The 25019-nt window shown below is 66.4% G+C and carries 20 protein-coding genes; 13 read left to right on the forward strand and 7 right to left on the reverse strand.

Annotation, left to right across the window (positions count from 1 at the left end):
• Positions 1-9: 9 nt before the first annotated feature.
• Positions 10-2445 (reverse strand): glycoside hydrolase family 97 catalytic domain-containing protein, encoded by a 2436-nt coding sequence (locus tag HF323_RS08175; RefSeq protein ID WP_169582059.1) that lies wholly within the window; start codon positions 2443-2445, stop codon positions 10-12.
• A gap of 136 nt (positions 2446-2581) precedes the next feature.
• Here HF323_RS08175 and HF323_RS08180 point away from each other — a divergent pair, with 136 nt between their 5' ends.
• Positions 2582-4696 (forward strand): alpha-galactosidase, encoded by a 2115-nt coding sequence (locus HF323_RS08180; RefSeq protein ID WP_317451027.1) that lies wholly within the window; start codon positions 2582-2584, stop codon positions 4694-4696.
• Positions 4697-4746: 50 nt separating this feature from the next.
• Here the strand turns inward: HF323_RS08180 and HF323_RS08185 are convergent, their stop codons facing one another.
• Positions 4747-7461 carry a glycoside hydrolase family 97 catalytic domain-containing protein gene (locus HF323_RS08185; RefSeq protein ID WP_169582061.1) on the reverse strand — a complete coding sequence of 905 codons (2715 nt, stop codon included), beginning with the start codon at positions 7459-7461 and terminating at the stop codon, positions 4747-4749.
• A gap of 111 nt (positions 7462-7572) precedes the next feature.
• Between HF323_RS08185 and HF323_RS08190 the strand changes: the two genes are divergently transcribed.
• The 12 genes from HF323_RS08190 to HF323_RS08245 all read left to right on the forward strand — a co-directional run bounded on the left by HF323_RS08190 (position 7573) and on the right by HF323_RS08245 (position 18808).
• Positions 7573-8064 carry an NAD-dependent epimerase/dehydratase family protein gene (locus tag HF323_RS08190; RefSeq protein ID WP_169582062.1) on the forward strand — a complete coding sequence of 164 codons (492 nt, stop codon included), beginning with the start codon at positions 7573-7575 and terminating at the stop codon, positions 8062-8064.
• Positions 8065-8456: 392 nt separating this feature from the next.
• Positions 8457-9455 (forward strand): LacI family DNA-binding transcriptional regulator, encoded by a 999-nt coding sequence (locus tag HF323_RS08195; RefSeq protein WP_169582063.1) that lies wholly within the window; start codon positions 8457-8459, stop codon positions 9453-9455.
• A gap of 31 nt (positions 9456-9486) precedes the next feature.
• Positions 9487-10791, forward strand: coding sequence for an extracellular solute-binding protein (locus HF323_RS08200; protein ID WP_169582064.1), 1305 nt, complete (start codon positions 9487-9489; stop codon positions 10789-10791).
• Between the two features lie 2 nt (positions 10792-10793).
• Positions 10794-11738, forward strand: a complete 945-nt coding sequence (locus HF323_RS08205) for a sugar ABC transporter permease (protein ID WP_169582065.1) — start codon at positions 10794-10796, stop codon at positions 11736-11738.
• The gene (locus tag HF323_RS08210; protein WP_169582066.1) at positions 11738-12592 is read left to right on the forward strand and encodes a carbohydrate ABC transporter permease; all 855 of its coding nucleotides are present in this window, start codon (positions 11738-11740) and stop codon (positions 12590-12592) included. Before HF323_RS08205 ends, HF323_RS08210 begins: the two co-directional genes overlap by 1 nt.
• Positions 12589-13356 carry an SDR family oxidoreductase gene (locus HF323_RS08215; RefSeq protein ID WP_169582067.1) on the forward strand — a complete coding sequence of 256 codons (768 nt, stop codon included), beginning with the start codon at positions 12589-12591 and terminating at the stop codon, positions 13354-13356. The genes HF323_RS08210 and HF323_RS08215 overlap by 4 nt, the downstream gene beginning before the upstream one ends.
• A 13-nt stretch (positions 13357-13369) precedes the next feature.
• Positions 13370-14239 carry a fumarylacetoacetate hydrolase family protein gene (locus HF323_RS08220; protein ID WP_169582068.1) on the forward strand — a complete coding sequence of 290 codons (870 nt, stop codon included), beginning with the start codon at positions 13370-13372 and terminating at the stop codon, positions 14237-14239.
• The gene (locus HF323_RS08225) at positions 14232-15368 is read left to right on the forward strand and encodes a mandelate racemase/muconate lactonizing enzyme family protein (RefSeq protein ID WP_169582069.1); all 1137 of its coding nucleotides are present in this window, start codon (positions 14232-14234) and stop codon (positions 15366-15368) included. Before HF323_RS08220 ends, HF323_RS08225 begins: the two co-directional genes overlap by 8 nt.
• Positions 15368-16075 (forward strand): MBL fold metallo-hydrolase, encoded by a 708-nt coding sequence (locus HF323_RS08230; protein ID WP_169582070.1) that lies wholly within the window; start codon positions 15368-15370, stop codon positions 16073-16075. Before HF323_RS08225 ends, HF323_RS08230 begins: the two co-directional genes overlap by 1 nt.
• A complete protein-coding gene (locus HF323_RS08235; protein ID WP_169582071.1) occupies positions 16072-17034 on the forward strand; it encodes a nucleoside hydrolase in 963 nt (320 codons plus the stop codon). The genes HF323_RS08230 and HF323_RS08235 overlap by 4 nt, the downstream gene beginning before the upstream one ends.
• On the forward strand, positions 17034-18041 hold the full coding sequence (locus HF323_RS08240) for an ADP-ribosylglycohydrolase family protein (RefSeq protein ID WP_169582072.1): 1008 nt from the start codon (positions 17034-17036) through the stop codon (positions 18039-18041). Before HF323_RS08235 ends, HF323_RS08240 begins: the two co-directional genes overlap by 1 nt.
• Entirely contained in the window at positions 18038-18808 is a 771-nt protein-coding gene (locus HF323_RS08245; protein ID WP_169582073.1) for an NAD(P)-dependent oxidoreductase, read from the forward strand. Before HF323_RS08240 ends, HF323_RS08245 begins: the two co-directional genes overlap by 4 nt.
• Before the next feature lie 203 nt (positions 18809-19011).
• Here the strand turns inward: HF323_RS08245 and HF323_RS08250 are convergent, their stop codons facing one another.
• The 5 genes from HF323_RS08250 to HF323_RS08270 form a co-directional block, all read right to left on the reverse strand.
• The gene (locus tag HF323_RS08250) at positions 19012-20856 is read right to left on the reverse strand and encodes a choice-of-anchor Q domain-containing protein (protein ID WP_169582074.1); all 1845 of its coding nucleotides are present in this window, start codon (positions 20854-20856) and stop codon (positions 19012-19014) included.
• Positions 20857-20863: 7 nt separating this feature from the next.
• Positions 20864-21799, reverse strand: a complete 936-nt coding sequence (locus HF323_RS08255; protein WP_169582075.1) for a ribokinase — start codon at positions 21797-21799, stop codon at positions 20864-20866.
• Complete coding sequence (locus HF323_RS08260) at positions 21796-22671, reverse strand: carbohydrate ABC transporter permease (RefSeq protein WP_169582076.1); 876 nt, start codon at positions 22669-22671, stop codon at positions 21796-21798. Before HF323_RS08260 ends, HF323_RS08255 begins: the two co-directional genes overlap by 4 nt.
• Positions 22671-23558 carry a sugar ABC transporter permease gene (locus HF323_RS08265; protein WP_211160332.1) on the reverse strand — a complete coding sequence of 296 codons (888 nt, stop codon included), beginning with the start codon at positions 23556-23558 and terminating at the stop codon, positions 22671-22673. The genes HF323_RS08260 and HF323_RS08265 overlap by 1 nt, the downstream gene beginning before the upstream one ends.
• Positions 23559-23671: 113 nt before the next feature.
• Positions 23672-24976: a sugar ABC transporter substrate-binding protein gene (locus tag HF323_RS08270; protein ID WP_169582077.1), complete on the reverse strand. Its 1305-nt coding sequence runs from the start codon at positions 24974-24976 to the stop codon at positions 23672-23674.
• Positions 24977-25019: the final 43 nt, after the last annotated feature.

The raw sequence follows: 25019 nt of genomic DNA on the forward strand, positions 1-25019 counted from the left end.
TGCCAGGGCTTATTCGGCCAGACGCAGCGTCAACCAGTCGACGTGCGCCTCGTCCCCCACGTCGATCGAGGTGCGCAGCGTGAGCGTGTCCGCCCCTCCAACTGCGATCTCGAACGGCAGTGGGTCGGTTCCTCCGCGGACGGTGAAGCTTGCAGTGAGCTCGCCGTCGACGAGGATCTCGGCGATGGCCGTGGCTGTGGGGGTCTCATCATCAATGGCGACGAGACCGGTGAACCGGGTGGTCGTTCCGGTGATGGCGTACTCGATCTCTGACTCGTGAGAGACACCGAGCCCATCGGCGAATGCCTGCCCGCGAACCTGCAGCGGTCCACCGTCTCGCGGATCCCCCCCGCCGTTCGCGAGGCCGCGCTCGACCGGGCCGACCGCGTTTCTGGCCGACACGAAGGGCAGCGCAGAGACATCCTGCGACGCCGCGGTCAGCGGGGTCAGGATCCGCACGTGGGACACGACGGGAACGTCGTCATGACCGGGCGCCTCTAGTGTCACGACTGCGAGATCGCCGGGTTCGGGCCGTGAGGTCGGGCGAAGCATCCATCCGCCGTCGTCATTCCGTGTGGCTGCCCAACCTGGCGGGACCCGCAGGTGGGTTGCGTCGCTGTGTACGGTGACATCGTCTCCAGTCAGCACCACGATGCGCTCCTCTACCCGGGGCCGCGCGAGCGCGGGGCGGGTTGTTGCGCGGTTCAACGGCGCACCGGCCGGAGCGACGATCGCTACGAACCCGCCGCGAGGCGCGAGCCGCACTTCGACGGCGTCTCGGACACCGGTGGACCGCACCTGAGTCAGTGCTCCGTCGGAGTCACCGATGGCCCAGACATCCGCCGGACCGCCGATAAGTTCAGCAGGCTCGAACGCCACCACCGTCTCTCTCGACTCCGCGCCGACGCAACCGATGAACCATCGGTCACGGCTGCGCCGCGCGATCGTTGCGTGTGTGTCGGGGTGGCCGTCGAGCAACCTCACCTCGTCCCACACGGGCGGCAGTTCGGCGAGGAACTTGGCTGCCAGCGGCCGCGAACGGTACTCGTCCGGATCGTCCGCGAAGTGGGTGATCCCGCTCTCGTAGACCACGCTGAGAGCGAGTTCGTGTCCGTCGCTGGTCTCGCGATGCGGCGCACTGAAGGTCACGGGGGTGTAGTCCATCGCTCCCACGACGTTCCGGGTGAACGGCTGGATCACGTTGTGGGCCGCGGTCAGCGGCTGGCCGTAGAAGACGTAGTACTCCGCACCGCGAATGCCCTCGTAGCTGATCACGTGCGGGTAGGTGCGGGCCCAACCGCGGGGGATGACGGAGCCGTGGAAGTTGACGACGAGGCCGACCCGGGCCGTCTCCGCGATGATCGCGTCGTACCACCGGTAGCGTTCCTGCGCCTCGGACTCCATGAAGTCGACCTTGATCCCCGCGACACCCCAGGAGCGCCATAGCGCCAGCTTGCGGAGGTTGGTCTCACCGTCGAGATCGCTCCATGAGCTCCACAGGTGCACCTGGATGCCGCGGGCGCTGGCGTAGGAGACCAGCTCCGGCACCCAGGCGGGATCCCACCCGCAGTCGACCAGCACATGCTCCCAGCCCTGCTCGGCGGCGAAGTCAGTGAAGCGCTTCTGCACGTCGAGGTATGCACCGGAGAACTGGCTGGACCACCAGGACCAGGCCGCGCGGCCGGGGCGCGGCAGGAGAGCATCCGGGCCGGCGGCGGGGGCGAGGTCATCGACCAGAGTGGAGGTAATGACGTCGGCGAGCGAGCCGGCGACGAGCACCCGCCAAGGCGTCAGGTGCGCGCCCTCCACCTCGATCTCGACATCGGCAGGGGTGATGGTGAAGGTCTCGCCGTCGAAGGAGGCATGGGCACCAGAGCTGCGCCCGTCGATGGCGGACTCGCTGAGGAGAACGAACCGGTCCCGGCTGACTTCGAGCAGCAGTGGGAACCCGTACTCGCCGGCGGGCAGGTCGCGAAGGTCGCTGCCGAACCTCGGCGTCTCATACCAGGTCTGATACTCGAGCACCCATGCCCGTGCGTGAGGAGCGACGGCGACACGGGTGCGTTCGTGGCCCATGAGTCGAGCCGTGTCGGGCAGCCGGTACCGGAAGGCGAAGCCGTCGGCACCGACGCGGACGACCACGTCCCAGGCCACCTGTCGCGTGCGTAGCGCCACGGTGATCTCGCGGTGCTCGACGTGTCGAACGCCGACCGCCTTCCCCGAGGCCGCCAGCCACTCGTCCTGAACGACACTCTCAGCGGAGGACACGATCTCGGCACCGACGCCGAGGTCGAAGCCATCGACGTCCACGCCGAGTTCGACCCGCGCGATGGAGGCCTGAGCCAGCTGGAACTCGAGGACCGGCCGGCCGTCGTTCGTGGTGAGGACCGCACGGCGGTCGCCGTGGCTCGCCTCCACGGCTGTTTCGGGGGCGGCATGCGTCAAGGCGGGGACTCCGTTGTCGATCGGGATTGGAGTTGCGGTCAGGGACGAGGATAAGCATGATTAATTCATGACGTCAAGTATAAAACTTCACGCCGATCAGAAAGTCCGCGCTGATGCGGATGATGCGGCGTTTACCGTGCACCTGCGCAAGGCCGGGACAAGTGTCGTGTTCGCCCGCGACATCTTCGGACTACCGGCGGTGGTCCACTGGGGCGCCGAACTGAGCGACGCCGACCTGCCCGGCCTTCTCGCGACTTCGCAGCCCGCAGTGATGAACAGCTCGATCGACATCCCGCGCACGTTCTCGATCGCGGCCGGCCGGACCTTCGGCTGGTCCGGAACACCGACCCTCAAGGCGCACGATGATGACGTCCAGCTCGAGGGCTTCACCCTCGTCGACGCCGACAGTGACGGTGCCGAGGCACGGTTCGCCGTCCGCGATGCGGGCGAGACGGTGGAAGCGGTCTTCACCTATCGCTTGGATGTCGGGGCGATCCTCCACGCCAGCATCGAGATCGAGAACCTCTCCCCCCGGTGGGTCGATGTGGACGCCGTCCGCGCGCTGATGCCACTTCCTGCGCGCGCCAGCGAGCTGATGGACTTCACCGGGCGCTGGACGCACGAGCGTCATCCGCAACGGTCCGAGGTGCGCGACGGGACCTGGATCCGCTCCTCTCGACGCGGCCGGCCAGGGCACGATTCATCGTTCCTGACGCTCGTGGGCACTCCGGGATTCTCGTTTCGCGTCGGCGAGGTGTGGGCCGCGCACATCGCATGGAGCGGAAACCAGGAGACGCTGGTCGAGCGCCTCCCCGAAGGCGCCGGAGTGCATCGCACGGTCCTTGGCGCGGGTGAGTTGCTGGATGCCGGCGAGGTGGGGCTGGCGCCGCACGACACATATCGGTCGCCCACGGTGATGTTCGCGTGGAGTGACACCGGGATCGATGGCATCACCGCCCGATTCCACACCTCGATCCGCTCACGCCCGCAGCACCCGCGTTCACCGCGGCCACTGCTGCTGAACACCTGGGAGGCTGTCTACTTCGACCACGACCTGGACACCCTCACGAATCTCGCCGACATCTCCGCTGAGGTCGGCGTCGAACGTTTCGTCCTGGACGACGGCTGGTTCCACGGTCGACGCAGCGACACCGCCGGATTGGGCGACTGGCACGTCGACAAGACCGTCTGGCCTGACGGGCTCCGCCCGCTCTCCGATCGAGTGCATGCGCTGGGCATGCAGTTCGGCCTGTGGTTCGAGCCCGAGATGGTGAACCCCGACTCCGACCTGGCCCGGGAGCACCCCGAATGGATCCTGCGCGAACTCCCGATCCTGGAATCACGACACCAGCATGTACTGGACTTCTCTCGAGAGGAGGTCGTCACGTTCATCGTCGACCGCCTCGACGACATCATCGCGGCCGCCGGCGTGGACTTCGTCAAGTGGGATCACAACCGCGACCTCCATGCGGCGCTCGGCGGACGGGGAAGCCGGCAGGTGCACAGCCACACGCACGGTGTCTATCGGGCCTTCGAGGAGATCCGGCGGCGGCATCCGCATCTCGAGATCGAATCCTGCGCCAGCGGCGGCGCCCGCGCGGACCTCGGCATCCTGCAGTTCACGGATCGAGTGTGGGCGTCTGACTGCAACGACCCCGTCGAACGACAGCAGATTCAGCGGTGGACTCAGACGCTGCTGCCCCCCGAGTTGATCGGTGCGCACGTCGGCCCTGCGGAGTCGCACACGACCCATCGCCACGCCGACTTCTCGTTCCGTGCGGTCACCGCTCTGTTCGGCCACGCGGGGCTGGAATGGGATCTGCGCGGCGCCTCCGCCGAAGAGCTGACCGCCATTACGGCGTGGACCACGCTGTACCGGGAACTCCGGGGTCTGCTTCACGCCGGGACGACGGTCCGCGGTGATGCCGTCGATAGCGGCACGCTTCTGCATGGCATCGTGAGCCCCGACCGGAGCGAAGCTGTATTCGCGTGGGTCCGCACGGAAACCAGCACAACGGCCCACTCGCCGCGGGTCCAGATTCCGGGATTGGATTCTGCGAGGTCCTATCGGGTACGCGTGCGCGAGGAGGTCGGCCGGGCCAGTCGACACCAGATCGCAGACCCAGCCTGGCTCGACGATTCCAGCGAACTCACCCTCACCGGCGCCGTCCTGGCGCAAGGGCTTCCACTGCCTGTGCTGAATCCGGGTCAGGCGCTCTTGCTGCACTTCACGAGCGACACCGAGGCCTAGAGCACGATCAGGATGGGGGCGGCCGACGAGTCGACCACCCCCACCCATGTCTACTGCCGCACGATGATGCGGTCGATGTCCGGGCTGTACCCGCCCGCCGAGTCGAACGTGATCACGTTCGCGCCGGCAGAGAGCGGCAGATGCACGGTCTGGGTGCTGACATCGTTCCAGTCGGCAGTGACCGGGAATGTCACCGTGATCGGAGCTCCGCCGTTGACGCGAATCTGCACCGTTCGCACCGATGCCGATGCGTAACGGATGTGGACCGTCGTCGAGCCCGCCTGCTGCGCATGCACGCCGTTGAATGCCAGTGTCGACGCCCCGTAGAGATTGCCGACCTTCTGGCCCGAACACTCCGGACCGGTGCACGAGGCCACTGAGGCGTTCCCCGTACGTGTGTTGGCTGCGGATTCGGCTTCGTAGGATCGCAGCACCATGATGCGGTCGATGTCTGGAGCGTAAGCGGCCCCTCCGATCGTGACCGTGTTGGCGCCGGCCGCCAGGGTCACCGGCACTTCGACGTCGCGCACGATGTCCCATCCGCTCGGGTTGCCGGCGTTGCCCTTGCCGGAACGGGGTGGGCTCACGGTCTGCGCTGCTCCCCCGTTCACCGACACTGTGAAGGACCGCGGATCCTCGGAGAGATAACCGATGCGCAGTACGTAGGCTCCGGAAGCGGGCGCCTGGACGCCGTTGAAGCGAACGGTGCCGCCGTTGCCGACGCTGCCGACTTTGGAACCGCCCGAGCATCCCGGGCATGTCACCACCGCGGCGCCTCCCGCGAGTGTGTTGCCGGACGCGTCCGCCTCGAGCACCCGGTCGCTCGAACCGTTGAAGCGGAGCGGAGTGGCACTAATGTGCACCGCGAGCCCACCGTGCGCGCGGACTGGTATCGACAGGGTCGACGAAGATGTCACCGTCCGCGTCTCGGTCACGATCTCGCGATCGCTGGCGCCGTCCTTGAAGAGCGTGGCGGTGTAACTCCCCGAGCCGAGGAACGAGAGTGGGATGCTCGTCGTCCGGGCGGCGTCGGAAACGGAGCCGATGAACCAGTCTGCGCCGGACCGACGAGCGATCGTGGCATAGTCGTCCGGGAAGCCCTCGACGAGCCGACCCTCGTCCCACACCGTCGGGACCGCGCTCAGCAGGTGCCGCCCAACCCACGTCTCATATGCCGCGGCGGAGTCGGCAAAGTGCTGCATAGCCGAACTGAACAGCACACTCTGCGCGAGCTGATGCGCGTGCGTTGTCAGCAGATTCGAGTTGGAGAAGATGACGGGTGTCATGTCCATGCCACCGACGGCGTTCCGGGTGAACGGATAGGTCGCGGAGTCGGCTGCTGTGGGTGGTCGCCCGTACTTGTACTGCTCGCTCCCAAGAATTGCCTCCGAGGTGATCAGGTTGGGGTATGTCCTGTTCTCGCCCGCCGGCTTCGTGCTGCCGTGGAAGTTCACGAGCACCTTCGCCTGCAGCGCAGCCTTGGCGATGCGGTCGTACAAGGCCATGGTGTCCAGGCGATCGGACTGCATGAAGTCGATCTTCACGCCCGCGACCCCGCGGTTGGCGATCGACTGCATCGCGGTGTCGAGCTGAGCCTGGGAGTAGTAAGTGCCGTTGCTGTTGACGTAGTCGCCCTTGTTCTTCCAGATGAACACGCCGATATCGCGTTTCTTCCCATAGGCGACGATCTGCTCGATCGATCCGTTGGTGTCGTTGTAGCAGCAGTCGACGGTGACGTACTGCATTCCCAACTGCTCGGCGACGTCGATGTACTCCTTCTGCGAGCGCACCATGTCGTCACCGTCCGACGCCTTCTCCTCGTTGGACCACCATGACCACAGCGCCTTGCCCGGTCGGATCCAGGACGTATCCGTCCCGGCGGCAGGGGCCGGATTCAGGTCGGTGATCAGGCTCGTATTGACGATCGAATCGAGCGAGGAGCTGGCCGCGATCACCCGCCAAGGCGTGGTGAATGTTCCCGTGGTCGGCACCTGCGTACCCGCCGTCGAAGTGTCGAAGACGTTGCCGTCCGGTCCGGGAAGCTGCACCTTGAGCGTCCGGTTGTTGTTGCCCTGCGCATCGAGCCGCGTCGCCGGGTAGGTGGGGTTCACGTACACGGCGGCTTCAGAGATCAGAGCCCACTTGGCGTTGTTCGCAAGGCTCGCGAGGGTCGGCATCGCGAAATGCCGCGTACCCATCGACGCGGCCGAGACGTACGGGTACTTGTCTTCGTAGTCTTTCGCGTGACGGTAGTCGCTGGCCCAGAGGCCGGTATTGACCGGGAGCGCGACGGTCGTGGCCTCTCGGGTGATGTTGGTGGCCCCCACACCCGTGACCTCGTAACGGAATGCCACGCCGTCGTTCTGTGCGCGTGCGACCACTGCAAGCTGTGCACCTCCCCGGGTGAAGGAGAGCGTCATCTGGTTCGCGGATGACGTTACGGGACCGTCGAACTGCTCGACCAGGGCATAGCTCTGATTGACCTGGGTGTTGGTCTCCGCCCCGAACACAAGGCTCGTCGATAGATCGACCGCGGCGGTCACGACACCCATCTTGGATGCGTCGACGATGGGAACACCACCCTGCACGACCGAGTACGTCAGCGAGCCGTCGTTCTCGTGACGCACGGTGAGCGAGGTCTGACCGTCCGGCGAAGTGACCGTGTGGATTGTGAGTGCCGCTGCCGACTGGTCTGGCGCGATCACCCCTATGGACAGGACCAACGCTGCCGCCGTGGCGAGCGCAGTCCGCTGAAGAGTCGCCATCATGGCTCCTTCCGCGCTCGCGCCGTCGCGAACGCGCGACTATATTGACAATATAAAGTTATGTCGTCAAGTAACTATGAAAGTGAATCAATCACGCGACTGGAGTGATGAATGCGTGTTCTGCTCGCCGGTGGCGCCGGTTACATCGGATCCCATACAGCCGTTGCGCTCGTCGAAGCCGGACACGACGCCGTGATGCTCGATGAGCTGTCGAACGCCTCCGCCACGACGGCAGACCGAATCGCGCAGATCACTGGGACCTCGGTGCCACTGGTCGTGGGAGATGCGGCCGCCGACGCCGCCGTCGTCTCCGCCTTCGGAGAGCACGGGCCGTTCGATGCAATCGTCCATCTGCGGCGTTCAAGGCCGTCGGGGCAGTCGATGCAGATGCCCTTGCAGTGGTACGCGAACAACCTACGCACCACATGGGCGTTGCTGCGAGTGGGATTGGCACGCGGGAGCGGGAGGTTCCTCTTCTCCAGCACCGGCACCGTGTATTCCGACCCGGCTGGGACGTTAGGTCCCCGCCGAGTGGTGGAAGCGCGGCATGAGGCGGCTAGGCAGTGCGGCCGGCGCGGGACATTGCGTCTGCGAAGCCGTTGAGCAGGAGTCGAGGCGGCGTCGTCCTCCGCGAACAGCGTCGAAGTGATCTCGGTGACGAGCGGAAGGACCTTGGCATCTGCGGGTGCGTCCATGCCGTTGGGGGTGTCGGATGTGATCGTGCGTCTCGGGTGAACAGTAACCCCTCGAGTCTTACGAGCAAGTACGCAGCGAGCGCCAGGTAGCCGCTCGCAGCGCTGAGCTCCTCGAAGCCGGCATGGCTGAAGCTGCGGAATGCCGCTTCGACCCCGATCGAGCGCACACGCGCTGAACACCATCGTTCGGTAACCGCTGGAACGATTCTGCTTCGCCTGGGTGCGGATGAAACTCTCGCTTGACACAACGAGTCCATTCGCTGTAATCCTTTACTGTAAACCTTTACACCCTGGAGCGATATGCCTACGATCCACGACGCCGCTGCTGCTGCTGGCGTGTCGACTGCGACTGTGTCGCGGGTGATCAACAACACCGGCCCGGTGTCGGATGCGGTGCGCGCCCGCGTGGAAAAGGCGATCGCGGAGATCGGCTACCGGCCGAACGCCCTGGCCCGGTCGCTGCGCACGGAGAGCACCGGGACGATCGGGCTGATCGTGTCGAACATCCTGAACCCGTTCTTCACAGAGCTGGCGCGGGCCGCGGAAGACGCTGCCATCGACGCCGGATACACCGTGGTGCTGGGCAACTCCGACGAGCGGGCCGACAAGGAGAACCTCTATATTCGGCAGCTTCTGGAGAAGCGCGTGGACGGGTTGATCCTCAACCCCGCCGACGCCGCCTCAAACTACATAAGGGAGGTCGCCGACCGCGGCGTGCCGATCGTGCTGATCGACCGCAGCGTAGCGAATGTCAACGCTCCCCTGGTCACCGCAGACCCCGCCCCAGCAATCACCGATTTGGTTGCTCACCTGTGCGCGAGCGGATTCACCCGCCCGGCGATCATTTCCGGACCGACGACGTTGAAGAACGGCCGCGACCGGTTCGATGCGTTCAGCCAGGCACTGCGTCTGAAGGGCATGGAGCTTTCGCCGGCGCGTGTGGCCGTGGGTGACTTCGAACGCGAGTCCGGCTATGTCGCGATGACGAGCCTGCTCGAGGCCGACCTTGCCCCGGATGTGGTGTTCGTCAGCAACGGCCGCATGACCCTCGGCGCGCTGGAAGCAGCCCGCGCCCGCGGGGTGCGAATCGGACCCGGCGGTATGGGGATCGCCGCCTACGACGATGACCCGTTCTACTCCCTGCTCACGCCGTCGATCACTGCGATCGCGCAGCCGACCACCGAGCTCGGCGGAGCGGCGATGCGCACCCTTCTCGAGCTGATCCAAGGAGGTGAACCCGCCCGCACGCACAGCCTTCCCGCCCGCCTCATCGTCCGCGAATCGACAACAACTCCCTGACAACCCTCAATCAAGACAGCGAGGTCTCGACATGAGCAATACCCGAAGCTTCCGCATCGCCGCCGGCATGCTGTCGGTCGGTCTTGCCGCCACCACCCTCACCGCCTGCGCCGTAGGCGGTGACACCCCTGACGACGGCCCGATCGAACTGCAATTCCTTGGCGCGGAAGACATCTCCGCGTTCCAGCCAGCGATCGACGCCTACGAGAAGGACCACCCGAACGTCACCATCGTCTACAACGCCGTACCGTTCGCCCAGTTCAACAGCACCATCCAGGCGAGGATGTCCTCCAAGGACGCCTCCCTGGACCTGTACATGGTCGACGAGCCTCGGGTGCCCTTCCTGGGCGCCAGCGAGTACGTCGTCCCCTACCCCGGCGAAGCCAGCGACTACGAGGGGATCGTCAGCGACAGCGCCGTGGAAGCGGTCACCTGGGACGACAAGGTCTGGGCGCTGCCGCTGTGGACGTCCTCCCAGGTGCTGTACTACAACACAACCCTGCTCGACGCCGCCGGCATCCCCGCTCCCAGCGCCGACCCCGCGGACCGGCTCACCTGGGAGGAGCTCACCGACCTGGCCGCTGAGGCGCAGGCCGCCGGGGCACAGTGGGGCTTCTCGTTCCAGCAGGTGGATCGCTACTACCAGCTGCAGACGCTGCCCGAATCCCTTGGCGGCGGACCCGGCCTGACCGGAGACGACATGCTCACCCCCGACCTGGTCAACGACGGCTGGGTCGACGCGATGAACTGGTACCACGACACGTTCGACTCCGGGCTGTCCCCGCGCGCCATCGAACCTGGCCAGATCCCGCCGCTGTTCACTGACGGCAACCTGGCATTCCTGGTCGGCACCCCCGTCTACGCCGCACTGCTGGCGGGCACGGAGAATCTCGAGTGGGGCGTGGCGCCGATGCCCGCGTTCGCAGACGGCGAGGCGTACACACCGACCGATGGGTGGGCGCTGGGCGTCAACCCGTACTCAACCAAGCAGGAAGCGGCGTGGGACTTCATTCGCTACCTCACCCTCGACCCCGAGGGCAGCGCGCTGACCATCGAGGGCAAGCCCATCCCGTCGGCCAACAACGCCACCATGGACGCCTACCTGGCCAAGCTGCCCGAGCTGGCCGGCGGCCATGCGCCCCAAATCTCGGACCTGGTCTCCTACGAGCTGGAGAACACCGCCATCCACCGTCCCCGCACCACCGGATACGTGGCCTTCGAAGAGATCATGAACAAGACGTTCGCCGACATCCGCAACGGCTCGGACGCCGAGGAACGGCTCACCCAGGCGCAGAACGACCTGTCGGCCGCGTTCGGTCGGGTGCCCGAGGGATGAGCATGACCACCACCCGGACATCCGTCCACGACACCGTGGGGGTGCAGCCCCGACTGCACCCCCACGGGGCCCGGAGACGGCGGCGGCGCACCGGCCGCCGCGAAGCCCGCCTGGCACTGGCCTTCCTCGCACCGGCGCTTCTCGCCCTGATCCTGCTGCGAATCTGGCCCATGACCGCTGCCGCGCTGACGAGCTTCACTCCCCCGGGCGGCACAGACCTGGCCCAGCTCACCCTTGAAAACTTCCGGTTCCTATTCGCCGATGCCGGGTTCGCGAACATGGTGAGAGTCACCCTGCTGTTCTCGCTGATCGTTAACCCGCTGCAGATCTTCCTCGCCCTTGCCCTGGCGGTGCTGCTCACCCAGAAGCTGCGCGGGGTCCGTGGCTGGCGGGTGATGGTGTTCCTTCCCGCCGCTGTTCCGCAGGCTGTCTCCGCCATCGTGTGGGGCGTCGCGATGCGACCGGACGGCCCCATCAACGGGTTTCTGGCCGTGCTGGGCATTCCGCCACAACCGTTTCTCAGCAGCCCGAATCAGGCGCTGCTGTCGATCATCGTGATCGTGTCGTGGATCGGCGTCGGCTACTGGATGATGTTCCTGATCGCCGGGCTGCTGGACATCCCCGCGATGTACACCGAAGCGGCCGCCCTCGACGGCGCCGGATGGTGGTCGACGTTCTGGAACGTCACCCTGCCGCAGCTGCGCAGGCCGCTCGCGTTCGTGCTGGTCGCCGACACCGTCGCGAACTTCCTCGTCTTCGCGCCGGTGCACATCCTCACCCGCGGCGGCCCGGAGGGCTCCACCGACCTCGTGATGTACGAGATCTACACCCGCGCCTACCAATTCGGCGACCTGTCGCTGGCGGCAGCGGAAACCGTGCTGCTCGTCTCGCTGGTGATCGCCATCGTCTCCGTCCAGTTCCGCCTGCTCCCGGGAAGAACCGACTGATGTACGAACTGTATGACCCGCTGCGCAAACCGCTGGTGCGGCGGCTGTGGACAATCGCCGCCGTCGTTGCCGCGGTGGTCTCCGTGCTGCCGCTGCTGTGGATCACGCTGACCGCATTCAAACCGCCGTCAGGCATCTTCCGGGGCCTGTTCCCCCTCACCTGGCAAGCCATCGTGCCCGCCCCCGTCACCCTGGACAACTTCACCGCCCTGTTCGCATCCTCGTTCCCGCTGGCGTTGTTCAACTCCGTCTTCGTGGTCACCGTGTCCGTCGCGGTCGGGCTGCTTCTGTCCTCGCTGGCCGCGTACGGCCTGGCAATCTTCAACTTTCGCGGCCTCAGCATCCTGTTCGCGGTGATCGTGGTCAGCTTCCTCATCCCGTTCGACGCGGTCGCGATTCCGCTGGCCGAAGTGTTCCGAGCGGTCGGGCTGAACAACACCTACCTGGGGCTGATCCTGCCTGGCATCGGCAATGGGTTCGCGATATTCCTGCTGCGTCAGTTCTTCCTCGGCATCCCCCGCGAGCTCATCGAAGCGGCCCGGGTGGATGGCATGAGCGAACTGCGGATCTACTGGACCATCGTGCTGCCCATGTCCAAGCCGGCGCTGGTCAGCGCCGCGCAACTGCTATTCGTGTTCCAGTGGCAGTCCTTCCTGTGGCCGTTGCTGATCGCCACCGACCCGCGACTAACGGTAGCGCCAGTCGCCCTGGCATCATTCGCGGGCCAGTTCGAGGTGAACTTCGGGCTGATGTTCGCCGGCTGTGTGGTCACCGTCCTCGTCCCCATCGCCGTCCTCCTCTACGCGCAGCGTTACTTCGCCACCTCTGTCGCCAGCACCGGGAGCAAAGGATGAGCCACGCCCTCGTACTCGGAGCAAGCCGCGGGCTCGGCGCCGCCACCGCCCAGCGGCTGGCCGCGGACGGGATCCACGTGCACCTGCTGGCGCGGGACCTCGACCGGCTCACTGCGTTGGTCACCGGCATCCGCGAAAGCGGCGGACACGCTGACGCTCACGCCGTCGACGCGACTGAACCGGAAGGGTTCGACGCGCAGTTGGCGGCACTGGCCGACCGATACCCGATCCGCCGACTGCTGATCAACAGCGGCGGCCCGAGACCGGCCGGGTTCGATCAGCTCACCGACACCGACTGGCACGACGCAGGACAGGGCACCCTGATGGTCGCCGTTCGCGCCCTCCGCGCAGTGAGACCGGGCATGGTGTCCGCCGGGTTCGGTCGGATCGTGGTCGTGGGATCCTCTAGCGTCCGGCAGCCCATCGACGGGCTGCTGTTGTCCAACGTGTACCGGGCGGGAGTGTTAGCGCTGGTGAAGTCCCTCACTCCGGAACTCATGGCGGCCGGGGTCACCATCAACATGCTCTCACCCGGCCGGATCGACACCGACCGGGTGCGGTCCCTGGACGCTGCCCGCGCCGCCCGCACCGGCGGCGACCCGACCGATGTTCGCGCCGAATCCATCCGCCGAATTCCCGCCGGACGGTACGGCACCCCTGCCGAGTTCGCCGACGCAGCCGCCTTCCTGCTCTCCGACACCGCGTCCTACCTCACCGGGCAGTCGATTCTCGTCGACGGTGGCCTGGTCACCGCCCTGCCTTGACCGAAAGACATCCATGAGACTCCGCACCGCCATCTTGAACGGCACCCCCGCCACCGTCGCCGTGCGCGACGAGGAAACCTACGCAGTCGTCGACGCGACCCGCCCGCTGGATGACTCGCTGCGCCACGGGGTGCTCTCCCGACATGCCCGCCCCGAGCACATCGACCTAACCATGCTTCCCACCGTCGCGCGACGCGCGACCGAACCGGCAACACTAATCCAGCACCCCGGGAAGCTCTGGGGAATCGGATTGAACTACCGGGAGCACGCCGGCGACCTGGACGAGACTGCCCCCACCGAACCGGCATCGTTCCTCAAGGGCGCGCACACGCTCACCGAGCCGGGCGGACCCATCGAGATCCCGCACGGATCGACCGGCACCACCAGCGAAGCGGAGTTCGGCCTGGTCATCGGCAAACACGCCCGGCATGTTCCCGCCGCCCGATGGCGTGACTACGTGGCCGGCATCTGCCTGATCCTGGACCAGACCGAAGAGAGCGTGCTCCGCCGCAATCCGCGGTTCCTCACCCGCGCGAAGAACTCCCCGACCTTCCTCGTGCTCGGGGCCGACCTGATCACGCTCGATGAGGTGGAAGCTGCCTGCGACGGCGACGTCTCCCACCTGCAGGTCGCCACGAAGCTGAACGGCACCCTCGTCCGCCGCAACATCGCCGCGAACATGTCGTTCCCACCCGATCACCTGGTGTCCTTCCACAGCGACCTCATGCCCCTCCACCCCGGGGACCTGATCTCCACCGGAACCCCCGGCGCCGCGCACATCACCGCCGGCGACAGCGTCAGCTGCGAGATCACCGGACTCGCAACCCTCACCGTCGACGTCGTCGATGCCGCCCTCTCATCCGCCCGGAGCACCCGTGTCTAAGATCGTCGCCGTCGAAGCCGCCACCGCTGTCATTCCACTGGACAGCCGGACCGGGTTTTCCACCCGCACCGTTGACGACCGTCACTACGGGCTGGTGAGAGTCCACACCGACGACGGACTGACCGGGATCGGGTTCTGTTACGCCGGTCACGCCGCTGGTCACCTCGTTGCCCACGCGGTACTCGACCTGCTGGCACCGGTGCTGCTGGGTGAGGACCCGCAACGGGTGAGCGGGCTGTGGGGACGGATGTACAGCGAATCGCTGCTGCACGGGCGCACCGGTTCGGTCATGCGCGCCATCAGCGCCCTGGACATCGCGTTGTGGGACCGCAACGCTCGCGCCGCCGGCCAGCCGCTGTGGAAGCATCTCGGCGGTATGCTCGGAGACTCCGTGCCCGCCTACGCCAGCGGCGGCTACTACCTGGACGGGAAAGGCCCCGATCAGCTCGCCCAGGAGACCGCGGAGCACGTCGCGAATGGGTTCACTGCCGTGAAGATCAAAGTCGGCAGAGTCGCTGTCGCCGACGACGTCACCCGGCTCGCCGCCGTCCGCGATGCCGTCGGCGCCCAGGTGGAGGTGATGCTGGACGCCAACAACGCCTGGCCGGACCTGTGGTCCGCGGTCCGCGCCGCTGAAGCCTTCGCCCCGTACCGACCGGCGTGGTTGGAAGAGCCGTTCAGTCCCGACCACGCCCGCCTGCACTCCACCCTCGCCGCCCACACACCCATCCCCATCGCAACCGGCGAGATCGAAGCGGGCCGCTGGCGTCACGCCGAACTGCTCGCCGGCGGCGGTGTGCAGGTGCTGCAGACCGACGCTGCCGTGTGCGGCGGCATCACCGAATGGCGCCGCATCGCCGCCATCGCCGACGCCCAGGGGGTGAGCATGGCCCCCCACTGGTTCCACGACCTGCACGTGCACCTGGTCGGATCCACCCCGAACGCATCCTGGGTGGAGTTCTTCGCCGACGACCAAGTGCTCAACTTCCGTCGCCTTGTCACCGACCAGCTCACAGTGACCGACGGCCGCGCCGTGCTGCCCACTCAACCCGGGCTGGGGTTCCAATTCGACCCGGACGCAACGAAGACTTACACGGCGGATCACCCCTGGGAGCGACGCGAACGCTGATGAACGTCCCCCACCTCATCTTCCGCCCCGGTGTCCCGGCGCTCTCACCCACCTACGGCAGCCTGGGCTGGAGCAGCGTGGGCATCGTGGTGCACGGCGACGACCTGCTCCTTCTGGACACGGGCGGCCCCGGCTACCGCGCGCTGTGGGACCAATGGCTTGGCGAGCTCAGCGCAGACCGTCATGATGTCACCGCGGTGCTGCTCACTCACTCCCACTGGGATCATCTAGGCGCAGCGCCCCATTTCCCCAACGCCCGGTATGTGATGACCGCCGAGGAGTATGCGTGGGCGGTCACCGGCGGTGCGACCAGCCCGTACGTCGACTCCGTGACGGTCGCGCACCTGCGTGCCACCGGGCGGCTGGATCTGGTCGCGGGTGGGGATCAGGTCGGTCCCGTGGAGGTCCTCGCTACTCCCGGTCACACCCCCGGCCACCTCAGCTTCGCCGTTACGACCGCGGACGGGAGAGACGTGTTCGCGGGAGACGCGATTAAAGACACGCGAGAATTGCTCACCGGCGTGTTCGCGATCACCCAGGACGCCGCGGCCAGCGAGACCAGCAGGCAACTTCTATGCGACGAGCTATTCGCAGGCGCGCGGCTGCTGCTTGGCCACTCCGGCACTCACCCGGCGAGGGGCGCGGAGAACGCGACGGTGCCTCTGATCGCCAAGGAACCGTTCAATGTGGAGATGAGGCAACCATGAGGGTGGTCGTGGACTGCGACCCCGGCAACGGTCAGATCGCCGCGGACGTCGACGATGGGATCGCGCTGGGCCTGCTTTGGGCGAGCGCTGACGTCCACGTCGAGGCGGTCACAGTGGTCGACGGTAATGTCGCCCACGACATCGGCGCGCGAGTCGCCGCGAGCCTGGCAGCACTGTCAGGCACCGAAACCCCCGTCTACGACAGTGCTCTCACTGCCGCGGGGGAACCGGCCGGGTACTGGCGCGCCCAGATGGACGCCCGCAGCAGCACGGACGATGTCGACCTCTACTGGACAACGCCCACCGTTCCCCTGCCCGGAGACCCGGACCCGACCCAAGCCGTCGACGCGCTTACGGAGCTCCTCCACCTCCACCCGGCCGACTCGCTGTCACTGCTCGCCATCGGACCGCTCACCAACCTCGCCGGACTGGAACGACGCCACCCCGGCACCCTGGCCCGCGCGCATCAGCTGGTGGTGCTCGGCGGGGCGTTCACCGGGCCCACCGGGTTGCGAGAGCTCAACTTCGCGGTTGATCCGGAAGCCGCCGACCTGGTGCTCTCCACCGACGCGCCCATCACCCTGCTGCCGCTGGACGTCAGCCGACAATCCTGGCTCACCCTCCAAGATGTGGCTGTGCTGTCCGCCGCCCCGCACCCGCTGGTTCGTCATCTGGCAGCGACCGCCGTCCCCTGGGTGCGGTGGATCTCCCACTCGCGTGATTGGCCCGGAGCGAACTTCCACGACGTGCTGGCGGCGGCGATCCTAATTGACCCGACGCTGGCCACCTATCGGGACGGTCGCGTCCGCGTCGACATCAGCGACGGCCCGAGCCGTTCGCGCCCCTACCTGGCCGGGCAGGACGGGCCCCACCGCATCGTCGCCAGCTTCGACCACGACCGATTCATGCGCCTCGTGCTGGACACGCTTGGCGCCTGGCAACCAGAAAGGACACCATGATGTCCGACGCATCGGCACCCTCACCCGCCTTCGTGCGCACCATACTCGCCTCCCGGGTCGGGGACGCGATGGGAACGCCCACCGAGAACCTCACCCCCACGCAGATCCAGGAGAGGTTCGGCTGGGTGACCCAGTTCAGCGGTGATGGCACCGACGATTCGCTGATGGCGACGATCCTTGCCGAGGCGCTCATCGCCACCGGCGGCAGTGCCGGACCCGACGAGTGGGCCGCGGGGATCCTCGCCCACCGGACGGAGATCCTCGGCAAGAGCGACAAGTTCTTCCCGTCGGTGCTGCACCTGCTTGAGAAGCTCGCCTCCGGATACCGTCCCGCCGACGTCGCCGCAGGCAACATGCCCAGCTCGAGCTCGGCGATGTGCATCTGGCCGGTCGGTCTGCTGCACGCCGGCGATCCCGACGCCGCCGCCCATCACGCACAAGACCTTGGCGCGCTGATCCACACCGGACTCGCGGACCATTGCGTAGACGCTGCCAGCATGATCGCCGCCGCCGTCGCGGCCGCCCAGTCGCCCGGAGCCGACATCGACGACTGCGTCACGGCCGCACTCGACGCACCCCGGCCAGACAGCGGATCCCTGATGCGGCGCGCCGCCGAAGAGGCGGTGACGCTCGCAGCGGACAGCCCCGACTACGCACGATTCCGCGAGCAGTACCAGCTCCGGTTCAATCGGCCCATCTTCTGCGACTCGCTGGAGACCGTGCCGGCCGCCCTCGCGCTGAGTCTGCTCGCCCGTGGCGATGTGCGCACTGCGGTCGAGTACGGCGCGAACTTCGGGCGAGACACCGACACCATCGCCGCGATGGCCGGAGCGATTTGCGGCGCTTTGGCGGCCGCCCTGCCCCAGGATTGGCTGGACCAGCTCGGCGCCCCGGCCCGCCACTCCGCGGAGCGCCTGGCCGGGCGATTGCACGCCACCGCGCTCAGCTATACGGAGGTCCGCGCGGGGCGCGCAGCACGCACCCTGCGAGTGCTACGGGAAGGATGACCATGCGAATCGTTATCACCGGCGCCGCGGGACGGCTCGGTTCCGTGCTCAGCGACGGACTGCAACGCCCCGACCGGGACATCGTCAGATCCGACCTCACCGCGCTTCCCGCCGGGCGCGGTGAAGCGCACCGCGTGGACCTCACGAGCTACGAGGACGTCACCGGCCTCGTCGCCGGCGCTGACGCCGTCGTCCACCTGGCGGGGATCCCCGACGAGGCGCCGTTCGGTGATCTGATGGCCGCCAACATCTGGGCCACCCGCAACGTGTTCGAAGCCGCTCGGCAAGCCAAGGTCAGGCATGTCGTGTACGCCAGCAGCGCGCACGTGGTGGGGATGTACCGTCCCGGTGAAGAACTGGGCCCGGCCACCCCGCCGGCTCCCGATTCCATGTATGCCGTCACCAAGCTGTTCGGCGAGAACGTCGCGCATCTTTACGCCCAGAAGCACGGGCTAGCCGCGACCTGTCTCCGAATCGGCAGCTTCCGTCCCACCCCCGAGAACGCCCGGCAGCTGGCCACCTGGCTGAGCCCGGCCGACGCGGTGCAGCTGTTCGACCGCTGCTTGGACAACCCACCTCAGGGAATGCGGGTGCTGTATGGGGTGTCCGCGAACCGACGCAGCTGGTGGGTCGATGACGCCATCGACTCTGTCGGTTACGCCGCCGCCGATGATGCCGAACTGTTCGCCGCGGACGTCGATGTCGACGAGTTCGAGTTCCAGGGCGGGCCGTTCGCACAACGCGGCTACCGCGGCGGCGCAGGCTAATCCACCACACCCACCACGGTGCAGCGTTGCCAGCCGTCACGGGCACAGCGGACGGAGCATCTGCAGGTCGCGCCAGGGTTCTTCGGTCGGCGGGACGATGCGGGGCGCGCGTCGAGCGAGCGATGTGGACGGGCTTTCGTGGCGCACGTTCGGAATCCCGAACGGCCTGGGGGGCGCTCCACCCGCCCCCCAGGCCGCGCTTTCTAGAGCTTTTGCAGGCTCACGTCGTCAATCTGCATCCAGGTCCCCGCTCCCGCGCCCCACGTACCCGTGTGCAGTACCACTGTCGAGTTGCCGCCGGTGTTGAATGTGACGATGAAACGGGTGTAGCCGGCGGCCTGACCGTGACGGACTTCTCCGAGCACCGAGCCCGACGTGGTCTTTGCGCCGAGCCAAGCGTTGTTGACGTTTGCCGATGTCCGGACCCATACCGTCACCCGGTAGGTGCTGTTCGTTGTCACCGCGATCGTCTGGCGGAGCGCGCCCCAGCCCGTCCCGGATGTTGCGAGCCAACCATTGTCCTGCCCGCTGCGCGACTTGCCCTGATTTACATCGACACCCGCGCTGTGGCTCCCCTCAGACCACCATGGGGTGGTGGCGGCGCCGATCGTCGTCTGGCTCTCGAATCCCGGGTCGCTCACTATGTTCGCGCCGCCGGCGGGAGGGGTCTGATACTCCATGGCCCCGATGTCCACCCCCTGCCCGACTCCAACCGCGCTTCCGCGGAGGTCGCTCGAGCTTGTGGACGCGGCCCCGTTGTCCACGGCCGGACTGGTTGCGGTGAGCTGCAGATCGCGCGCACCGGCGTTGACGAAGGCGGGTTCAGCCACGATGTCTCCGCTGCCCAGCGGATAAGCCATGCTGACGCTGGGCCCGAACAGGTTGTGGTCATGCGGGAAGTTGAAGATGCTGAATGACGCGTTGGTCTTGAAGATGTTGTTGCGGATGGTGATCCAACCGCTCGCAGGTGCCGGGCCAGGCTCGCGGTAGTAGTACTGGTCGAAGAGGGTTGAGGAGTCCGAGCTTCGCACGACCGTGTTGTTCGCCGCGAGGTATCCAGACGGCGTGGTGGTTGTGTCCCACGCGATGAACTGTTGGTAGTCGTCACTGACGTTGTACGTCAGTGATACGTTGCTCGAGCTGGTTTCCGTCACCTCCAGGAACCCCTGCGAGCCGCGTGAATAGTTGTGGTGAATGCTGATGTTGTTCTTCTGGTGGAGGAAGCCCTCGATCTCGATGGCGCCACCGTCCGCTCCGTAGGGGCTGTTGGTGCTCCGACAGTTGATGAAGTCGTTGTAGGCGATCTCGATACCGCTGTTGTTGGCCGATACGCCGAGTGCACCGTACGAGGTCTCTGCGCCAGCGTCCATGCCGCGGAATGCGATGCGGAGATCGCGGAACGTGTTGTACTGCACCTTGGAGTTCTGGCCGTACGTTTTCACGCCGACGCCCACGTCGGTAAATGTGCTGTCCTCGACGATCACGCCTGTGCCGTTGCTGGTGACTGCGACAGCACCGCTCGTCTCGTACTTGGTCCCGGTGATCCCGAGCCCGTCGGAGTTGTCGAAGACGACGCCGTCGGTGAATGCGAGGTTGTCCACTTTGACGTATGCGCCGTCGATCTTCAGCATGTTGAGGCCGCCGGGGTTGGTAAGCACCGGCTGCGTGCCCGAACTATAGGCGGTTACGACGATGAAGTTGGACGAGTTACCCGAGTGATCGATTGTCGCCGTGCCGGTGAAGGTCTGCCCTCGTTTGAAGGCAATGACGTCGCCAGCTGAGAAGGATGCAGTCGTGACCCTGGCGAGGGTGCGCCAAGCGGAACCGGCCGATGTCCCGGAGTTCGAGTCGTTTCCGTTGGCGGAGTCGACGTAGTAGACGGTCCCACCCGACCCCGGGGACGGATCGCCTGAGGATTGGATCCTTGCTCCCGTGGCTGGTGAGAGCGGATCCGCCGATGCAGCGGTTGGGGCCGCGAGGGTTACTGCTGTGGTGATCGCCAGTACTGCCACGGTGGCCGCGGCAGGCCGGATCTTAGTCAGCTTCATTGCTTCCTCATTCTGTCGGGCTCATTGGCGGGAGCCTGTGGCCGCGTGGAGTCGTGATCAATCTGCTCGCCGCTCCAGCGCTGGCGATCGATGCGCTCAAGAGGTCCTGTCCGCAGGCGAGCTGCGCTGCGAGAGATCCGGCGAATTCGTCGCCCGCGCCCGTGGTGTCGACTGGGGTCACTCGTGGCGAGGGAACCACTTGCGGGTCCGGGTGGTCGGCGTCCGCCACGAGCGCGCCCTCAGCGCCGGCGGTGATCACGACCGAGCGCACGAGCTGGAGGAGTCGCCGAGCCAAGACGTGGAGGTCGCCTTTGGTCTCGATCCCGTGCAGGTCCAAGACCATCCGAGCCTCATGTTCGTTCGCGATCAATGGGTCGGCGCCATGGATAAGGTCACCAGGGACGGGGATGGTCGGACTGGGGTTGAGGATCCAGCGACGCCCGTGCTCGTCCGCCCACCGCCGCGCTGCTTCGATGGCGCTGATAGGTATCTCGAGTTGGGCGACGACCACGTCGGGTCGGATCTGATCCAAGCTCGCGAGGACCTGTTCGGCCGAGACGTGCAGGTTGGCACCTTGGACGACGAGGATGGAGTTCTCGCCGTCCGCTCGTACGGTGATGACCGCGCGACCGGTCAGCGCCCCAACTGTGCGGACATGAGCGGTGCGGACGCCGCTCGATCGGAGGGCGTTTTCGATCCGCCTTCCCGCGTTGTCGTCGCCCGCGGCGCCGATGAGGTAAGTCCGGGTGATCCGGGCGGCCCCGATCGCTTGATTGGCACCCTTGCCGCCCGGGTGCTCCTCGTACCCTGAGGCGAGGCGGGTTTCGCCGGGGCCGGGCGCCACCGCGCAGGTGACGACGAGGTCGAGATTCAGGGATCCGAGGACGGCCACCCTCCCCGGCCGGAGGCCCGGGTCGAGCGTCCCATGCGCGTACTCGGTCACTCCTTGCTCCCACTGAGAGACGCGGACGCTACGAAGTACCGCTGCAGGAGCAGCAGGATGACCGCCGGGATGAGCGCGAGGATCGCCGTCTCGGCGAACACGCGCCCCTGATCGATGTCGAACGCACTGTAGGACTTCGCGATCGCCACCGGCGCGATGTCGAGTTGGGGATCGTTGATGACGAGGATCGGCCAGAGGTAGGCAGACCAGGTGCCGAGAAAGATCAGAAGCCCTGCGCCGATGAGCGGCGGCTTCGAGAGGGGCAGGTAGATCGACCAGAAGATACGCCACCACCCTGCGCCGTCGATGGTCGCGGCCTCGGCGAGCGAAGCGGGGACCGCGAGGAAGTACTGACGCAGCGTGAAGACCGCGAGTCCGGCCCCGAGCCCAGGGAGGATGAGCCCGGCATAGGTGTTCGTGAGATCCCAGCTGGCGAACGTGCGCGATAGGGGGATGGCGACGGCCTCGAAGGGAATGAGGAAGCTGAAGACGACGGCCGTGAAGATGAGTGCTCGACCTTTGAACGGGATGACTGCGAGAGCGAACGCCGCGACCGCCGAGAAGAACAAGCCGAACACGAGGGTCGCCACGGCGACGATGACGCTGTTGAGCAGGTTCAGGCCGAAGCCGCTCTGGAATGCGGAGACGAAGTTGGTCAGCGTCCAGTCCTGCGGCCAGATCATCGCCCAGGAGAGCGTCGCGCTCGACTGGGCAGTTTCCACCGAGGACCGGAAACTGCTGGCGATCAGCCAGAGCACGGGAAGGAGGAAGAGGAGCGTCACCCCTACTGCCAGAAGGGTGAGGAGCGTCCTGCCGAGTTTCCGGCGGAGCCTGGCTGCCGGTCGGTGGAGATACAGGGGGCTGGTCGACATCAGTCTTCCTTCGTCCGCAGAAGCCGGAACTGAACGATGGTGATCGCGATCATGATCACCAGGAGCACGACGAGCTGCGCCGACGCCAGGTAGGGGTCGGTGAGCACATAGGTGCGGTTGTACACGTCATACATGAGGAGCGAGGTCGATTTCTGCGGGCCTCCACCGGTGAGAATCGCGATCGGAGCGAAGAGCACGAAGTTCGCGACGGTATCGGCGACCAGCACGAGAAGCAATGGTCGCTTGAGCTGCGGCAACGTGATGGAGAAGAACGTCCGGATGGCGCCGGCTCCGTCCATCTTCGCGGCCTCGTAGTAGACATCGGGGATGTCGTTCAGCCCGGCGATCAGGAAGATCATCCAGTACCCGATCCCGATCCAACTGGCTATGAGCATGATGCTGTAGAGCGCCTGATCCGGGCTCAAGAGGAATGGCTGGGCGGGGAGACCGATCGCTTCGAGGATGCCGTTGACAGGCCCGTCCGGTCGCAATGCGAATCCCCACACGATGGCAGACCCGCTGAGTGGGATTGCCGCCGGCAGAAAGATCAGCGTGCGCCACAGTCCAGTGAGAGGAAGCCCCCGGGTGAGCAGGACGGCGACCAGCAGCGCGAGGAAGATCTGAAGCGGGTTGATGATGACGTTGAAGACCAGGGTCTGCTGCACGCTGTACCAGAACGACGCGGACGTGAAGAGTTCCTCGAACATGCGGAGGCCGACGAACTGGGGCGGAGCCACGCTGCCTGGCAACCCGAACTGCATCGACTTCACGATGGCCTCGAAGCCCGGAATGATGCGCAACACGACGATGAGCGCGAGCATCGGCGCGAGGAAGAGTACCGCGGTGCGTGCGTCGCGACGCCGCTTGAGATCCGAAGTCCTTGCCACTGCAGGGTGGGTGGCAGGTCGGGCAACGCGCTGCCTGGGCTGCGAGATGCTTGTCACTTGTTCGCCTCCTTGAGAGAGCGGCCCCGGTGGTCGGGTCCACCGGGGCCACTGAGTCACTGCTGGTACTTTTCCCAGGCGTCCACGAGCTGCTGGTTCGCGGAGTCCAGCGCGGCCTTCGCATCGGCGCCATTGATGATGTCGCTGAAGGTCTTGCCGATGATGTCCTCGAACTCGACGTAGCCCACCGTCTGCACCCGGAGGGTCGCGGTGTTGTCGAGCTCGTACTGCATCAGTTCGACCGCGCCGTCCATTCGAGGGTCTTCGAACGTGGGCTTCTGCCAGTACGCCGCAGCGCCTTCGAGGTTGGCCGGCGGGACGGGGACGTTTTCCAGGTACTGGGCGTAGCCGCCGTTGTCCAGCCCCATGAACTTCAGGAAGATGAGGGCGGCCTCCTTCTTCTCGCTCGCCGGGTTGATGCCGACACTCCAGCCGCCTGTCGGCGTCGCAGCTTCGCCCCCTTCGAACGCGGGGAACGCGGCGACGCCGTAGTCCAGGCCGGCCTCCCCGTTGAACCCATCAGCCCACCAGGGGCCGCCAACATAGAACGCCACCTGCCCGCTCTGGAACAATGCGGGGGTTTCGTTCGCGGTGATGCCTCGCGGCGAGATGCCCTCCTCGAAGAGCGACCCGTACCAGGAGAACGCGTCCACCCACCCGTCGTTGTTGACTTCGGGTGTGAGGTTGCCCTCGCCGGTCGCCCCCACCCCACCGCCGGCACTGACCGGCAACGGCTGAAGCTGGTAATAGCGGTCGATCTGGTCGAACAGCAGGCCGTAGCGGGCGCCCGCAGCCTGCGCCTGGCGGGCCATCTGCTCGACCTCTTCCCACGTGAGCCGGTCCGCCGGGTCGGCGGAGGGCGCCTCGATGCCCGCCGCTTCGAGAAGAGCCTTGTTGTAGTACATGATGTTCGTCGACGTCTGGTAGGGCATCGCGAGCAGCTTCTCGTCGACCATCGCCGCATCGATGGATGCCGGATCGATCGCGCCCTCAAGGTCGGGGAACGCGGCCGTGATGTCGGTCAGCCATCCCCGCGCCGCATATGCGTCGGTGCGCGGCATATCGACGTCGAACACGTCCAGGGATGAATCCTGGTTGCCGAGACGCGTCGCCAATGCACTGTTGAAGTCGGCGAACGGCACCGACTCGTACTCCACAGTGATATTCGGGTGCGCTTCGTGGAATGCGTCCAGAATCGGCTGCACGGCGTCCGCCGCGTACGCGGCGCCCGAATAGGTGATCGTCACCGGCTTGTCGGGGTCGGTGAAGTCCGTCGAGAGGTCGTCGCTGCCGCCACCGGCCGCAGCTGAGCTGCAACCTGTCAGGGCCGCTCCGGCGAGTGCGAATGCGGCGAGTGCCACAGTCGATCGCCTCACTCCGTTGTGAAAGTGCATTGCTGTTCTC

The organism is Microbacterium sp. MF43 (assembly GCF_012847295.1).
Lineage (GTDB): Bacteria > Actinomycetota > Actinomycetes > Actinomycetales > Microbacteriaceae > Microbacterium.